The sequence below is a fragment of the Streptomyces sp. YGL11-2 genome (assembly GCF_050054615.1).
Taxonomy (GTDB): Bacteria; Actinomycetota; Actinomycetes; order Streptomycetales; family Streptomycetaceae; genus Streptomyces.
This window is the reverse complement of sequence record NZ_JBNHIN010000017.1, coordinates 132,270-146,625: the sequence shown is the minus strand read 5'-3', so window position 1 is coordinate 146,625 and position 14,356 is coordinate 132,270. Positions and strand designations below refer to the sequence as shown.

The 14,356-nt window shown below is 70.8% G+C and carries 16 protein-coding genes; 12 read left to right on the top strand and 4 right to left on the bottom strand.

Going from position 1 to position 14,356, the window contains the following annotated elements; genetic code table 11:
* Window positions 1-275 precede the first annotated feature (275 nt).
* Genes ACO1BR_RS21030 through ACO1BR_RS21020 form a run of 3 tightly spaced genes read left to right on the top strand, consistent with a single transcriptional unit; the run spans window position 276 to window position 1,686 of the window.
* A complete protein-coding gene (locus ACO1BR_RS21030) occupies window positions 276-857 on the top strand; it encodes a DUF6230 family protein (protein ID WP_426796612.1) in 582 nt (193 codons plus the stop codon).
* On the top strand, window positions 857-1,216 hold the full coding sequence (locus ACO1BR_RS21025) for a DUF6114 domain-containing protein (RefSeq protein ID WP_426796611.1): 360 nt from the start codon (window positions 857-859) through the stop codon (window positions 1,214-1,216). The genes ACO1BR_RS21030 and ACO1BR_RS21025 overlap by 1 nt, the downstream gene beginning before the upstream one ends.
* Window positions 1,213-1,686 (top strand): hypothetical protein, encoded by a 474-nt coding sequence (locus ACO1BR_RS21020; protein ID WP_426796610.1) that lies wholly within the window; start codon window positions 1,213-1,215, stop codon window positions 1,684-1,686. Before ACO1BR_RS21025 ends, ACO1BR_RS21020 begins: the two co-directional genes overlap by 4 nt.
* Before the next feature lie 87 nt (window positions 1,687-1,773).
* Here the strand turns inward: ACO1BR_RS21020 and uppS are convergent, their stop codons facing one another.
* Entirely contained in the window at window positions 1,774-2,589 is an 816-nt protein-coding gene (gene uppS, locus ACO1BR_RS21015; RefSeq protein WP_426796609.1) for a polyprenyl diphosphate synthase, read from the bottom strand.
* A 99-nt stretch (window positions 2,590-2,688) separates the two neighbouring features.
* Here uppS and ACO1BR_RS21010 point away from each other — a divergent pair, with 99 nt between their 5' ends.
* Complete coding sequence (locus ACO1BR_RS21010; RefSeq protein ID WP_426796608.1) at window positions 2,689-3,279, top strand: hypothetical protein; 591 nt, start codon at window positions 2,689-2,691, stop codon at window positions 3,277-3,279.
* A gap of 297 nt (window positions 3,280-3,576) precedes the next feature.
* On the opposite strand, the gene ACO1BR_RS21005 is transcribed toward ACO1BR_RS21010, so the two are convergent.
* A complete protein-coding gene (locus tag ACO1BR_RS21005) occupies window positions 3,577-4,215 on the bottom strand; it encodes a TetR/AcrR family transcriptional regulator (protein ID WP_426796607.1) in 639 nt (212 codons plus the stop codon).
* Between the two features lie 766 nt (window positions 4,216-4,981).
* Between ACO1BR_RS21005 and ACO1BR_RS21000 the strand changes: the two genes are divergently transcribed.
* The 6 genes from ACO1BR_RS21000 (at window position 4,982) to ACO1BR_RS20975 (ending at window position 9,524) form a co-directional block, all read left to right on the top strand.
* Complete coding sequence (locus tag ACO1BR_RS21000; protein ID WP_426796606.1) at window positions 4,982-5,971, top strand: phospholipase D-like domain-containing protein; 990 nt, start codon at window positions 4,982-4,984, stop codon at window positions 5,969-5,971.
* 252 nt (window positions 5,972-6,223) lie between these two features.
* Window positions 6,224-6,556 (top strand): hypothetical protein, encoded by a 333-nt coding sequence (locus ACO1BR_RS20995; RefSeq protein ID WP_426796605.1) that lies wholly within the window; start codon window positions 6,224-6,226, stop codon window positions 6,554-6,556.
* 7 nt (window positions 6,557-6,563) lie between these two features.
* The gene (locus tag ACO1BR_RS20990; protein WP_426796604.1) at window positions 6,564-7,754 is read left to right on the top strand and encodes a glutathionylspermidine synthase family protein; all 1,191 of its coding nucleotides are present in this window, start codon (window positions 6,564-6,566) and stop codon (window positions 7,752-7,754) included.
* 365 nt (window positions 7,755-8,119) lie between these two features.
* Complete coding sequence (locus ACO1BR_RS20985) at window positions 8,120-8,299, top strand: CopG family transcriptional regulator (protein ID WP_159506267.1); 180 nt, start codon at window positions 8,120-8,122, stop codon at window positions 8,297-8,299.
* 1 nt (window position 8,300) lies between these two features.
* Window positions 8,301-8,645, top strand: coding sequence for a VOC family protein (locus tag ACO1BR_RS20980; protein WP_426796603.1), 345 nt, complete (start codon window positions 8,301-8,303; stop codon window positions 8,643-8,645).
* Between the two features lie 21 nt (window positions 8,646-8,666).
* Window positions 8,667-9,524, top strand: a complete 858-nt coding sequence (locus ACO1BR_RS20975) for a class I SAM-dependent methyltransferase (protein ID WP_426796602.1) — start codon at window positions 8,667-8,669, stop codon at window positions 9,522-9,524.
* A 109-nt stretch (window positions 9,525-9,633) separates the two neighbouring features.
* Here ACO1BR_RS20975 and ACO1BR_RS20970 read toward each other — a convergent pair whose 3' ends face one another.
* Window positions 9,634-10,245 (bottom strand): methyltransferase family protein, encoded by a 612-nt coding sequence (locus ACO1BR_RS20970; RefSeq protein WP_426796601.1) that lies wholly within the window; start codon window positions 10,243-10,245, stop codon window positions 9,634-9,636.
* 260 nt (window positions 10,246-10,505) lie between these two features.
* Window positions 10,506-11,696, bottom strand: a complete 1,191-nt coding sequence (locus ACO1BR_RS20965; protein WP_426796600.1) for a PucR family transcriptional regulator — start codon at window positions 11,694-11,696, stop codon at window positions 10,506-10,508.
* A 177-nt stretch (window positions 11,697-11,873) separates the two neighbouring features.
* Between ACO1BR_RS20965 and ACO1BR_RS20960 the strand changes: the two genes are divergently transcribed.
* Both ACO1BR_RS20960 and ACO1BR_RS20955 read left to right on the top strand, forming a co-directional pair.
* Window positions 11,874-12,827 (top strand): SGNH/GDSL hydrolase family protein, encoded by a 954-nt coding sequence (locus tag ACO1BR_RS20960; RefSeq protein ID WP_426796599.1) that lies wholly within the window; start codon window positions 11,874-11,876, stop codon window positions 12,825-12,827.
* 379 nt (window positions 12,828-13,206) lie between these two features.
* Complete coding sequence (locus ACO1BR_RS20955; RefSeq protein WP_426796598.1) at window positions 13,207-14,253, top strand: alpha/beta hydrolase; 1,047 nt, start codon at window positions 13,207-13,209, stop codon at window positions 14,251-14,253.
* The last annotated feature ends 103 nt before the right edge of the window (window positions 14,254-14,356 follow it).

The window sequence follows — 14,356 nt, the reverse complement described above, 5'->3', positions numbered from 1 at the left end:
TGCGTCAAGAGTTTTCGCCAAGGTCGCGGTGTCCCTGCGGCAACTGACCGCTCTGTGAACGCTCTCTGACGCCGAAGGCTTCAAGTTCCGCTGATCGCCGCGCTGTTCGCGGAATCCGCCGGTGCGGCACTGCCATTGCCACGGTGCGGAGAACCCCCAGTCAGGCTCCCCGCACTTCGCGCGCCCCTGTGCGCTCCGATCAGCCCGTGTGGGCCTCCACACGCCGGGCCGCAAGGGGCAACCGGGGCTGCCTTCGGTAGTTCAATGAGGCTGTGGTGGAAGATGCGCGCAGTGCGGCAAGGGCGGACCACCGGCTCAACCGGCGGCGGCTGGCCGCGGCCTCGGTCATAGCGCTGGCCGGTGCGGGCGGATTGCTGCTGTGCATGGCTCACGGGGTGTTGGCGGTGTCCGTGGCGGGGTCGGGCGGTGCGTTCAAGGTGTCCGGCGAGCAACTGGACGGCGACGGGGTCACGGAGGTGACCGATTCCGTGGTGGAGCAGGACGGGATCCATCACCCGGTGGCGGTGGTGAGCACGGAACGGGCGTCGGTCCGGGGGCTGTGCGCCAGTCTGCTGGTGCCCACGCCGTTCGGTTCCTTCACCCTGCGGGGAGCTGCGGGGCGCACCGCCCCGGTCCAGGCGACGGGGCTGATGGTCGACACCGATCACGTCAACGGCACCGACGCCACCTTCACCGGCCTGCGCGTGGGGCTCCTGCCGAAGGGCGGCATGGGTGTCCGGGCCGGTCATGCGGCCGTGTCCCGGACCCGGTTCACCTCCTCGCTCGCCACGGTGGGCAGCTTTCGGGTGCACGATCTGGACGTCACGGTCAAGCCCGGCCGGGCGGAATGCTACTGATGCGGCTGTGTGATCGGGTGTGGCGGCGCGGCCGCCCGTGGGGCGCCGCCGTGCTGGCCGTGCTGGGGTCGGCGGAGATGCTGCTGCTGCCGTTCTCCGGCGGCCCGGCGACGGTGACCGTGGCCGGGATCGTCGCCGGCGCGGGGTTCTCCACCAGCGTGCCGCTGCTGGCGGCCTCCCTGCTGCTGATCACGCACCCGCAGTTCCACACGTCGCTGGGGCTGGTGGTGCTGGCGCTCGCGCTGGTCGCCCTGGTGACCTGCAATGCGGGGGGCCTGCTGGTGGGCAGCGGCTTGGCCGCCGTCGGCGGCGTGTGGGCATTCGCCTGGCTGCCGCCCGCTGCCCCGGAGCGCACGTGAAGCGGATCGGGTGGGCGGCGACGGCCCTGCTCAGCACCGCAGTGATGTCGGGGCCCGGGCCGGTCACGGCTGTGGGCCGGTCCCAGTCCCCGGCGTCCGCACCGCTGACGGTGCGGGCCCGGACCGTCAGCGCCGGGCCCACCCACTGCGTCCTGCGGGTGGACGGCCGGCACCCGTTGCTGCACTGCCGGTTCACCCGCCTCGCACTCACCGGGGTGCAGGTCACCGCTCGCACCCCTGACGGAGATGTCATGCTGGAGTGCGACCGTGCCGAACTCCCCGGAGCCGCCGAGGTGGATCTCACGGCCGTCCGCGGCCGGCTCTTCGGCGTGCTGCCGGTGTACTGGGACGCCACGCTGCCGCTGCCGGCCGCCGCCGCTCCGCCACTGGCGCTGACCGATGTGACCGCCACCGTCGACGGCTTCTCCGTACAGGGCGGCCGACTCCGGGACGTCGTACAGCACCGATGACCGTGAACGCGTACCGCACGGGTGCCCGGGAAGCCCTACGGCACCGGAGACCGTGACGTCGCACCGCACCGATGACCGTCACCGTGTCTAGGGAACCGCGCCGAAACGTCGCTTACGGGCGGCGAACGCCCGGATGAGGAGCCGGAGTTGGTCGCCGGTGAAGTCGGGCCAGAGGGTCTCCACGAAGAAGAACTCCGCATAGGCCGACTGCCACAGGAGGAAGTTGGAGATCCGCTGCTCTCCCGAGGTACGGACGAGCATGTCCACATCGGGCAGGTCGGGCAGCAGCAGGTGGCGGGCGAAGACCTGCTCGTCGATGGCGTCCGGTTCCAGCCGCCCGGCCAGCGTGGCGCGGGCCATCGCCGCAGCCGCCCTCGTGATCTCTGCGCGGCCACCGTAGTTGAGGCAGAAGACGACGGTCATCGACCGGCCGTTCCGGGTCCGCAGCTCCGCCTCGCCCAGTGCTTCGACCAACTCGGGAGCCAGCCCTGCCTGTATCCCGCACCACCTCAGGCGAAGGCCGCGCTCGGCGTAGTCCAGGTGGTCGGCGGCCCACCGGATGGTGTCGGCGGCCAGCCGCATCAGGCCGACCACCTCGGCCTCGGGCCGGCGCCAGTTCTCGGTCGAGAAGACGAAGAACGACAGATGGCCAACGCCCTCGTCGAGGGCCGCGTCCAGCACGGACCGGACCGCGTGCGCGCCCGCCTCGTGGCCCTTGATCCGGGGCAGCCCTCGGGCGGTGGCCCACCGCCCGTTGCCGTCCATGATGATGGCGATATGGAGAGGACGGCCGTTCCCTGCCGGGGGCCGCGGCGGGATCCCCACCGCTCCCTCGGCCCGCGCGTCCACGCCGCGGAGCAGCCATGTCGCCATGGATATCCGCCATTTCGAGAGTCTGTCCATCAGCTACCCCCTGAGCACGCTCCCGGGTGAAGCGTTACCTGGGAGGCGGACGTCACATGCCCCAAACCATCCGGTCGGGCGAATCGTTGGTGAGTTGTGGTGGAGAAGCGCACGCGCAGCGGTAACGCGCCGGATCGGCTGGCTCTGTGGACGGGCAGGCTGTTCGCGCCCCCCGTGCTTCCGGTGGCCGCCGGGTGCGCACTCAGCTGGCGGGCGGCCCTGCTCGCCTGGGGAATCACCGCAGCCGGCTGCGCGGCGCTGGGGGTGACGGTCATCGCCCTGGGGGTGCGCCGGGGCTGGTGGTCGGACTGGGAGTTGAGCCGCCGGGCCGAACGCCCGGTGCCGCTCGCCTGCGCCACGGCCGGTGCCCTGGTCGTGTGGCTGGCCTGCTGGTGGCTCGGTGCCCCGCGTGAACTGCTGGTGCCGGCGTCGCTCGCCCCGTTGGGCGGCGCGGCGTTCCTGGTGTGCACCCGCCGGGGCAAGGTGTCGCTGCACACCAGCGCCGCAGCGGGCGGGGTCGCCCTGCTCTCGTTCGAGATGAGCGGGTGGTGTGCGGTGATCGGGGTTCCGCTGCTGGCGCTCATCGGCTGGTCGCGGGTGCGGCTCGGAGCGCATACGGCGCCTCAGGTGTGGGCGGGCTGTTCGCTGGGCGCCGGGCTCACCGCCGTGGTGCTGTGGCTGGCCGGCTGAGCCGGGGCCCGGCAGCCATGGCGGAACAGGCGCCCGGGCCGCCAAGCGGCGAGCCCTTCCCCGGCGGCCCGGACCGCGAACTCCACCTGCCCCGCGAGCCGGTGGGGGCGGGTCGGCTGGATCGCGCGACGGTGGCGGCGGTGCGCGGTGTAACGGCGCGATCTCCGAACGCGTCATGGCCTGATACGACCTCCGGGCGACCGAGTGCGTAGGTATGGCGGACAGGCGGCCACGGTCGGTTCGGTCGTAGCCATCCGCCTCGCTTCCGGCCACCACGGGCCCGGACCACGCCGCGCCTCACCTCCCGCCGCCGCCCTCCCCGACCCCCTCGCTCCGCTCGTCTCCGTCGAACAGCCTGTCCAGATAGTGGTCGACGGCGGTGAGCGCCTCCTGAGGTGCGACCACGTCCAGTTCGATGAGGGTGGTGAAGCCGGTGAGGGCGAGGAGCAGATTCGTCTCGGTCACCGGGTCGCGATCGGGGCCGATGTGCCCGTCGGCGATCGCCTGGCGAATCAACTGCTCGACGACCAGGCGCCCTTGGGTGATGCCGTCGCGCGCCTGAGCGTGGATGTTCTCGTTGTGCAGCGCCTCCAGGACGTAGGCGGCGCTCATCCGGCTGGCCGCGCGGGCGTCCGCGTGCAGCGGGAGCGTTTCCGTGAGCATCACCCGGAGGACGTCGCGGGGGTGCGGCCGGTCACCGAGTTCCTTGAGGCCCTGGCTGACACGCAGCGACTTCTGCTCGTAGGCGAGATCCATGGCGAAGGAGAGCATCGCCTCCCGGGAGGTGAAGTAGTGCTGCAGCGCCCCGTGGGAGATGCCTGCCTCCTTCGCGACCTCGCGCAGGGACAGATGCGAGACGCCGTGCTGCTCGACCACCCGCCACAGGGCTCGGGCGATCACTTCGCGGCGTTCGTGGTGATCCACCTGCTTCGGCATCGTCGGCTTCTCCGTTGCTCCCCTGTCAATACGCTTGACATAATACGCCTGACAGATAACGCGGGGAGCTTGCTACCCAAGGAAGCGACATACCCGAACGGCCAACGGTGCGTACGGCGAAGGGTGTGATCGGGGGCGGCCGTCGGCGGGGGAGAACCGGCGACGACGCCGGCGGACCGCAACTGGGCATGTCAGCAGCAGGACTTGGGTGGGTGTACCGGCGAGACGAAGTGGCCTGACCAGCCCCACTGTCGTCCGGTTGCGCATCGGCTACCCGATGTCAGAGGTGGCCCGAAGGAGTCTGGGTGGTTTCGCAGTCGCTCCTGATGGGCGTGCCTGCCGGCGCCACGTCGGTGGCCTTCATCATTGCGGGGAGTTGCCGGGACGTCGTTGGCGCACAGTCCGCAGTCGTTGGCGATGAGTGCAATCGGGTTGCCCAGGTGCTGTGGTGGGCTTGCCGAGCGGCTCGTCCCGAGCGGAACTCCGGCTCGGATCGTCGGCCAGGCCGTCTGCCCGGGCGGGCTGCGACGGCGTCGGCCCGGCGATGCAGGTCAAGTCTCCCGGCGAACGGTCTCATGGCCTGCTGAGTCCCTAACTGTGCAAATTCCAGGGGCAGTTGATCGGTGTGGGGGCACCGGTGCTGCTTTGCACAACGCTGCCCTTCTGTTCACTCAACTGAGCTTCAGCAAGCACCGGCACTGTGTCTTACTGGTGTGCGCTACGCGCGTTGAGCGCACCCCCCTCCCACTACGTCAGGAGAGTTCCGGTGACCCCCACCCGCCGTCTCATACCCACCCTGGCCGTTGGCGCGTTGGCCGCGGCGGCTGCCGTCGTGCCGGCCACCGCCCACGCCGCCAGCCCCTTCTCCCTGGTGATCCTGCCGGACCAGAAGGAGGGTGCGATCTACGACTTCGTCAACTCGGCGAAGAAGTCGGTCGACGTGACGATCTACGAGCTGCGCGACACCACCCTGGTCAATGACCTGGTGAAGAAGCAGAAGGCGGGCGTGAAGGTCCGCGTGGTCTTCGACTCCCAGCACGCGTCCATCGACGGTGCCGCCTACAAGGCGCTGTCCGCGGCCGGCGCCGGGGTGACGTACTCGTCCTCGGCGTACGTGTACACCCACCAGAAGACGATCACTGTCGACGGCGCCAAGTCGTACATCAGCACTGGCAACTTCGACACGAAGTACTACGCGACCTCGCGCGACTACGGCGTCTTCGACAACGACAAGGCCGATGTCGCGGCGATAGAGAAGGTCTTCAACGCCGACTTCGCGAAGACCTCCGTCACCCCGTCCGACGGCACCGACCTGGTCTGGTCGCCCACCGACTCGCAGAGCCACCTGCTGGCCCTGATCAAGGGGGCCAAGCACAGCCTCGACATCCAGCAGGAGGAGTTCGGCGATGCCACGCTGGTGAATGCGATCATCGCGGACGCCAAGCGCGGCGTCACCGTTCGCGTCGTCGCCGAGAACCAGCACTCGAAGTACAACAAGCAGCTCAAGAAGGTCACCGCCGCCGGCGGCAAGGTGGCCACCTACACGAGTTCCACCGGCTACTACATCCACGCCAAGGCGATCGTCGCCGACTACGGCACGTCCGCCGCGAAGGTGTTCGCCGGCTCGGAGAACTTCTCCAGCAACTCGCTCAACCACAACCGCGAACTGGGCCTCATCGTCGCCGACTCCGCGGTCGTCAAGGGTATCGAGAAGGCGTTCACCGCCGACTTCCAGAAGGGCTCCCACAGGGCCTGACGTGCCACGGCGCACGCGTCCGGTGCGATCCGGTCCCCACGCACTCCCGTTCCCCGGACCGTGACCGCCCACCCGGTCGCCGGCTCCCTGGATCGCCGCCTGAACGCATCAGGCGGTGATCCGGGGCCGGGGCGCCGTTGCGTCGGCCATCACCCGCGGGTCGCTGCCCCACCTCCCGCTGCGTCCCCCGTCGGAACAGCGTCGTAGGGTGGGTGGGCGCAATTGTTCGTATACAGATCGACGGGGGTTGCAGTGGCGCGGAAGACGGATGCGGACACGGCGCGGCGGCTGCGCTCCGGTGCCGTGATCCTCGGTGGGATGGGGGTGCTGGCCGCGGCCCTCACCTCCTGCGGGAGCGAACCGGACAAGCGGTGCGTAGACCCTAAAAGTCACGACAAGGCCCAGGGGTACCGTGTGCTCAGCCCCTCGCAATGTGAGGGGAAGGGAACGCACGGCGGTCCGGTCGGCCAGTGGTACTACGGCTCCGGCGGCTCCGGTCGCTACGTGAAGGGCGGCAGCTTCAGTAAGAGCGCGGTGGTGGAGCGCGGGGGCTTCGGCTCCGGGCGCGGCTCCTCGGGCGGCTGACCGCACCATGCACCGCCACACCATCGAGCCCCGCCCCGACTGGCAGAGCATCGTCGAGGCCCAGGGCCTGATCTATCCCCTCACCCGGTACCCCGACGACTCCTTGCGCCCCTACTGGGACGAGAGCGCGTACTACTCCTTCTCGGCCGCCGAGATCGAGTCGCTGGAGGAGGTCGTCGAGGAACTGCACGGCATGTGCCTGGCCGCCGCCGAGCACATCGTCATCCACGACCGGTTCGCCGACCTCGGCATCACCGATCCGCGTCTGGCCGCGAGGGTCGCCGAGGCATGGCGCCGCCGCGCCGAACTCCCCTCCCTCTACGGACGTTTCGACCTCCGCTACGACGGCACCGGCCCGGCCAAGATGCTGGAGTACAACGCCGACACCCCCACCTCCCTGGTGGAGGCCGCCAGCCCGCAGTGGTTCTGGATGGAGGACCGGTTCCCGGCCGCCGACCAGTGGAACTCGCTGCACGAGCGGCTGGTCGACGCCTGGAAGCGGCAGGCGGCCCTGCTGCCGCCCGGCGCCCCGCTGCACTTCGCGCACTCGGCCGCCGACGAGCTGGGCGAGGACCTGATGACGGTCGCCTACCTGCGCGAGACGGCCGAGCAGGCGAGCCTGACGACCGAGGCGATCTCCGTCGAGGAGATCGGCTGGGACCGGCTCTCCGGCCGATTCGTCGACCAGCGGCTGCGCTTCATCCGGGCCTGCTTCAAGCTCTACCCCTGGGAGTGGCTGGCCGCCGACGCGTTCGGCCCGTACGTCCTGGACACCCTCGACAACGGCGGCGCCACCGGCACCACCCTGTGGATCGAGCCCGCCTGGAAGATGCTGCTCTCCAACAAGGCCCTGCTGGCCATTCTCTGGGAACTCTTCCCCGGCCATCCCCACCTTCTGCCCGCCTACCTGAACGGCCCCCGCGAGCTGGCCGCCCCGGACGGCCCCGGCTATGTCGCCAAGCCCCTGCTGGGCCGGGAGGGTGCGGGCGTCACCGTCCACCCGCCGGGATCCGCCCCCGCGCGGCCCGAAGAGCCCTGCTGTTACCAGGAGTTGGCGCCGCTGCCCGACTTCGACGGCAACCGCGTGGTGCTCGGTGCCTGGGTCGTCGAAGAGGAGGCCGCCGGACTCGGCATCCGCGAATCAGCGGGTCTGGTCACCGACGGCTACGCACGTTTCCTGCCGCACCTCATCCGCTGAGAGCACGCTGCGACAGCGCACCCCCCTCGGCGCCTCGCCGCGCGGACAGCTCCATCAGGATCCGCAGCGCGCTCACGATGCCGGACTGGGCGGGGGAGACCCGCCGACCTCAAGCGCCGCGACGCCGCATGCGACGCGTTCCGGCGGCTCTGTTCCGCTCGGCGCAGATCACTCATGCCTGAGTTCACCCATGCCTGAGTTCACCCATGCCCTGAGTCTCGCCGCGCCTACGCCGCGACCCCCGTGCCCACGCCGGCGACCCCGTGCCTGGCGGCGAAGCACGCCGGCGCCGACGCCCTGAGCCGCCTGGACCGCTTCGTCGTATCAACAGGTGACTAGCTTGCTAGGATGCTAGCATCGCCCTCGTGGGTGATGAGGAAGTCAAGCAGTTCAACGTGTACCTGCCGATCGGGCTGATCAAGCAGGTCAAGTACCGCGCCATCGAGTCGGGCATGTCGTTGTCGGCATTGGTTGCCGACGCCCTGCGTGCCTACCTCGACGACGCCCAAGGCCAGACAGGCCAATCGACCGGGAAGGAGACCTGACATGGCGACCGAGGGAATCGAGGCCGTGTTCTTGACGACCCACAACTGGGGTAGCGCGGCGAAGTTCTTCCAGGGGCTGGGCTACGAGTTGGAGTTCACGACCGACCACAACTCCGGCCGGCTCCGCAACGGCGACGGGCCGTACGTCTTCATCGCCGAGGTTCCCAAGGACCAGGAGCCCCGGACGCAGGTCGTGTTGAGGGTCCCGGACGCCGACGCGTTCCGCCCCGATCCTGCCGTCGAGGTGGTCACGCCGTTCGAGGACACTCACTACGGAACCAGGGAGATGACCGTCCGCGACCCCGACGGGCGGCTGTGGAGCCTTCAGGCTCCCGCCGGTAACTGACCGAGGCGAAAGGGGAACACCATGGCAGACGAGCAGATCGGGGAGCCGGACAACACCGCGGTGCGGACCGCCCTGTGGCGGGCGTTGCACGTCCAGCTCGACCCGCCGCCGCACGTGCTCAAGGACGAGATCGGCCTGCAGCTGGCGGCCCCCGGCGACGACTGGCGCCACCGCCCCGACATGGACCCGCACGCCACCAGGGGGTTCCGGGCGGCCATCGTGGCCCGCGCCCGTTTCGTCGAGGACCTGATCGCGGAGCAGGCCGACCACGGCGTGACCCAGTACGTCATCCTGGGAGCCGGCCTGGACACCTTCGCCCAGCGTAGGCCGGAGGTCACCTCCCGCCTACGGGTCTTCGAGGTCGACCAGCCCGGCACCCAGGCATGGAAGCGCCGCCGCCTGACCGAACTCGGCTACGACATCCCCGACTGGCTGCACCTGGTGCCGGTCGACTTCGAGGCGAGCGAAGACTGGCTGGAGAAGCTGGCCGCCGCCGGCTTCGACTCCGGTCGGCCGGCGGTCATCGTGTCGACCGGCGTCACCATGTACCTCACCAAAGACGCCACCGCGACCACCCTGCGCCAGATCGCCGGGCTCGCCCCCGGCTCGACGCTGGCCATGACCTTCCTGCTGCCGACCGAACTGCTCGACGACGCCGACCGCCCCGGCCTCCGGAGGAGCGAGGAAGGTGCGCAGGCATCCGGAACGCCGTTCATCAGCTTCTACACCCCGCCCGAGATGCTGGCAGTGGCCCGCGACGCCGGCTTCGCAGACGTCCGGCACGTGTCGGGAGAGGCACTCGCCGAACGCTACTTCGCCGACCGCACCGACGGACTCCGCCCGTCAAGCGGAGAGGACGTGCTGCTGGCCACCACCTGACCCCTGGTGGGCCGTTCCGGCCTCTTCGCGAGGCCGGAAGTCGGCAGGCGCCGTGCCGGACGGGGTTGCGGCAGGGTGTCGGGTCGGCGGCCGTCGATGGGAGGGACGCCTACCGGTGGGCGGGGCGCGTCCACGGTATCAACGCCGGTACGCGCGTGCGGTAGAGCGCGTAGGCGGGACCGAACTGGCGGGCCATCAGGCCGTCTTCGATCCGGATCCGACGGAGCAGCCAGGGGACGGCGATCACGAGGAAGGCAACCCAGACACCGAAGCCGCAGGCCAGCATGCCGCCGACGACCAGGCCGAGGAAGCCGGTGTAGATGGGATGGCGCACCAGCCGGTAGGGGCCGTCGGTACGCAGCTCGTGGTGCTCCTTGACCATCGGGATGCTGGCCCACATGGTGCCCAGAACCCATCGCGCCCACAGCAGCAACGCGGTGGAGGCGACGGCGAGCAGGGCACCCAGGAGAGCCAGCTCGGGCTGCCAGTACTGGAGGCGATGCCATACCTGCGGGGTGTGTCTCACCAGCTCGGAGAACGCGTAAGCGCCCGCGATCAACAGGACCCTGCGCGGCAGGGTGCGACGCATACCGCGCACCCAGCCGCCCGGGCCGGCCTGGCTCTTCACGCCGAAATACACAGCACCCACGACCCAGGCCCCGGTGAAGATCAGGACACAGGCACCGGTGAGCGCGACAAGTACGGAGTGCAGTGAGTGCATGGGTCAAGGTTGCGCCTCGCGCGGAGCCGATGGCGACCACCCAGGGGTTGATAAGGAGGGCTCCACCCACGGGTGGAGACCCGGCAGCCGACGGCACCGCGCGAGGTGGCCGGCGCCGGCAAGCGCGGCGGGCCGGGCCCCGGGCGAGAACCGCCGAGGTGCTGCCGCTTCGACCACGGTCCGTGCCACCGCGATCGGAGCCGCATCACAAGCAGTACCGGATCTCCTGCCATGCCCGCTCTCCATGACACGGTGACGTGCTACTCGCCGGGCGTCAGCCGCAGCGCGTGCAGGGCCAGGGCGAAGTCGGCCACCGCGCGGGGATCGCGCAGCGAGCGCCCGGTCAGTTCCTCGACTCTGTGCAGCCGGTAGCGCACGGTGTTGGGGTGGCAGTACAGGAGCCGCGCCGCGGCGGGCGCCGCGCCGACCGCCGCGAACCAGCACTCCAGGGTCTCCAGCAAGCGATTCCGCTCGGCGGCCGGCAGCCGCAGTACGCCTTGGAGGACGGCACGGGCGATCCGTCCGGCCTCGTCGGGAGCGGCTGCCACCAGCAGCGCGGCCGGACTGTCGTCGAAGCGTGCGATGCCCGCGGGGCGACCGCGCGCGCCGGTGAGCGCCAGGCGGGCGAGCCGGAGGGCCCTGGGGGTCTCGCGCAGCTGGCGGTAGGCGGGGCTGACGCCCACCGGGGCTGTGAGTGACCGCTCCAGCATGCGAAGGGCCGCGTCCTCGGCTTCCGGACGCCGGAGGGCGACCACGCCGACGTGCAGGTCCGGCATCAGCCGCCAGGCCGATCGTAGGTGTTCGGCAAGGAGGCGCGCTTCGATTCCGGGCAGTGCCTCCCGTCCGGGGCCGGGCACCTCGGCGGCGACCACGACATAAGGGCCGCGGGTCGGCAGGCCGAGGACGTCGGCGGCTTCCCAGAAGGTCGTACGGTCGGTGAGCAGCCCGGTGAAGAGGGCCTCGACCATGGCTGACCGTTCCCGCTCGCGTTGCAGCACCAGCCCGGAGATCTCCTCGCGGTAGGCAACGCTGGCCGATGCCGCGAGACCCTGGTTCGCCCACCACGCGGCCAGTGACGTGATCGTCTCCGCGGTGAGGGCCTGGGCGGACAGGGCCTCGGTCGCGATCGCGGACCACAGGGTCTCGGATCCGACGCGGTAGGCGTGCAGCAGTTCGGCCAACGGGGTTCCCTGGCGCGCCCGTTCACGGCCGGTCTCCTGCGCCGGCGCGGAGTCCGCACTGTGGCCGTCGACGAGCTGGTGGAGTACCTGCTCGCAGTTGCGTCGGCACGATGCGGTCAGCTCCTCGAAGGACACGTGCTCGTCGCCTCGGTAGTACGTCACCTCGGCGCGGATGCGGCGGGCCATCCGTGCGCCGAGTTCGTCGGTGCGGGTCAGCAACGAAGCCGCTATGGGGGCGACTTCGGCGGGTGCGTCGGGCGTGCGGCTCATGCCCGCAGGCTACAAACGGCCGGGTGGGGGGAGACGGATTGTGCCCGGGGACAACCACGGCGGGTGTGGAGCTGTGCGCCGGCACATGGTCCGTACGGCGTCCGGCCGCCACGATACGAGGACGTTACCGGCCGGTTTCGGACCGTATTCCATCGTGCTGCCTCCTTGGGAGGAACCGTGCCCAGAGCCGCAACAACGCGCACCACCCGCACCGCCGGTACCGCCGACCCCCTGCGCGCCACCGGGGCGCGGACGAGCGCGTCCGTACTGACCGGCGCCGCGCTCCTCGCCGCTGCCCTCACCATGACCACCACCCCGGTCCCCGCACACGCCGCGGCTCCGGTCCCGGCCGGGACCGGGAAATACGTGGCCCTGGGGGATTCCTACGCCGCCGGGGCAGGGATCCCCGCGCAGTCCGCGGGCCTGTGCCTGCGCTCCGACCACAACTACGGCCACCTCGTCGCCACGGCCCTTGCCCCGTCCGCCTACGTGGACGAGACCTGCGCCGGCGCCAAGGTGAGCGCGCTCACCGCACCTCAGACCGATGCCGGGATCGTCGTCAACGGCCCCCAACTCGACGCCGTCACGCCCGACACGTCCCTGGTCACCCTCACTCTCGGCGGCAACGACCTCGGCACCTCCGACGTCGGCTTCGTCGACGTCGTGCTCGCCTGCTCGGGCCTGGCCGTGACCGACCCCCTCGGGACGCCCTGCCGCGACTTCTACGGCGACACGCTCAGCAGGCGGCTCGACTCGGCGGCGGCACACCTGACCGACGGCCTGCGCAGGCTGTCCAGCAAGGCACCCAAGGCCAAGGTGATGGTCGTCGGCTACCCGCCGGTGCTCCCCGACGACCCCACGACGTGCCTCGGCAGGATGCCCGTCACCACCGGCGATCTCCGCTTCCTGCGCTCCGTCCTCGGCGAGCTCAACGAGAAACTGGCCGGGACCGCCACCGCGGCGGGCGCCACGTACGTCGACACCCTCACCCCGACCAAGGGCCACGACAGCTGCTCCGCGTCCCCCTGGATCGAGGGACTGTTGCCGACCTCGCCCGCCGCACCGCTGCACCCCAACGCCGTCGGTGAACACGCCATGGCCGAGGCGGTGTTGAGGGCACTGGGCCGCTGAACCACCCGACCGTCCCCGGTGCCCTCCGGCGCCGCGCCCGGCCACCTCACCCACGAAGCGCAGCGAACCGGTGTGGCGTGGCACCGCACCATGTCGGCGCACGCCGCCTGACGCACTCGGCCTGGCGTACTCCGCCCCACCGGCTTTCGTCCGGTGGGGCGGAGCGGTGGGTGTGCAGGTCAGGTCAGGGCCGAACAGCCCAGGTGCACGTCCCGGCTCCACGGCGGGCGAGCCCGGCCCACCACCCGCACCAGCCCCCAGGTGATTGACTACGCCGCATGGACCTCACGCGAGCGTTCCCCGCCAGCCCGGATACACTGACGAGCTGTTGCGGCCGGGACACCGGCCGGTATCCCCTGGCCCGATGGGAGGGCCTGGCATGAGTGCCGGTGGCATGCCGCCGGAGCGCGGCCCGGTCTCGACGGCTGGGGACGCGCCTCCTTTCGACCCCGAACTGAGGGTGGTACTGGCGGCTTTGGGCGACGCGGCGAGGGAGCCGATCACCCTGGAGAACCTTGCGGCCCGGCAGCAGCGGGATGCCGCGGCCCGGCCCAGGCCGACGGTCCGGGATCTCCGGGCCGACGGCCGCTTCGAGGTGACCGAGCTGCGTGTACCGGGAGTGTCTGGCGGGCAGGACGTCACGCTCGTGAGCGCACGGCCCGCCGGGATCGCCGGGCGGTTGCCCCTGCTGTACTACATGCACGGCGGCGGGATGATCGCGGGCAACGCGTGGTCGGTTCTTCCGCGACTGCTGCGCGAATGGGCTCTCACACTGGAGTTGGCCGTCGTCTCCGTCGAGTACCGCTTGGCGCCGCAGGCGCAGTATCCGGCACCGGTGGAGGACTGTTACGCCGGATTCGTCTGGGTGGCCGGGCAAGCGGCCCAACTGGGCATCGACGCGGGCCGGATCATCGTGGGGGGAAAGAGCGCCGGTGGCGGACTCGCGGCGGCGGTCGCCCTGCTCACCCGCGACCGAGGCGGGCCCACACCGATCGGACAGCTGCTTCTGTCCCCGATGCTCGACGACCGCAACGACACCTTCTCCAGTCATCAGATGGCCGGCATCGACACCTGGGACCGAACCTCCAACACCACTGCGTGGCAGGCGCTGCTGGGCGACCGGTACGGCGCCGCGGACCTGCCGCCCTACGCCGCTCCCGCCCGCGCCACGGATCTGTCCGGGCTCCCCCCGGCCTACATCGAGGTCGGGTCGGCCGAGACCTTCCGGGACGAGGATGTGGCCTATGCCCAGGCGATCTGGCAGGCCGGCGGCCAGGCCGAACTGCACGTATGGCCCGGAGCGTGCCACGGCTTCGACACCTTCGCCCCACAGGCAGTCCTCAGCCAGGACGCCGGCAACGCCCGTTCCCGCTGGCTTCGGCGCATCCTCACACAGTCCGCTCCGAGCAGCGGACCTGCCCGCTGAGCCCATGGCCGGTTGCGGCAACCGAGCGGTTCCGTCCGACGACGGGCCTCGAACGCGGGCGGTTGCGAAGGCTCTCCGCGACCGCCGTCCGACGGCCTGAGGC

Coding starts and splice junctions, on each gene's coding strand:
- ACO1BR_RS21025 (WP_426796611.1), top strand. CDS start 857: ATGCGGCTGTGTGATCGGGTGTGGCGGCGCGGCCGCCCGTGGGGCGCC.
- uppS (WP_426796609.1), bottom strand. CDS start 2,589: ATGGACAGACTCTCGAAATGGCGGATATCCATGGCGACATGGCTGCTC.
- ACO1BR_RS21005 (WP_426796607.1), bottom strand. CDS start 4,215: ATGCCGAAGCAGGTGGATCACCACGAACGCCGCGAAGTGATCGCCCGA.
- ACO1BR_RS20990 (WP_426796604.1), top strand. CDS start 6,564: ATGCACCGCCACACCATCGAGCCCCGCCCCGACTGGCAGAGCATCGTC.
- ACO1BR_RS20980 (WP_426796603.1), top strand. CDS start 8,301: ATGGCGACCGAGGGAATCGAGGCCGTGTTCTTGACGACCCACAACTGG.
- ACO1BR_RS20975 (WP_426796602.1), top strand. CDS start 8,667: ATGGCAGACGAGCAGATCGGGGAGCCGGACAACACCGCGGTGCGGACC.
- ACO1BR_RS20970 (WP_426796601.1), bottom strand. CDS start 10,245: ATGCACTCACTGCACTCCGTACTTGTCGCGCTCACCGGTGCCTGTGTC.
- ACO1BR_RS20965 (WP_426796600.1), bottom strand. CDS start 11,696: ATGAGCCGCACGCCCGACGCACCCGCCGAAGTCGCCCCCATAGCGGCT.
- ACO1BR_RS20955 (WP_426796598.1), top strand. CDS start 13,207: ATGAGTGCCGGTGGCATGCCGCCGGAGCGCGGCCCGGTCTCGACGGCT.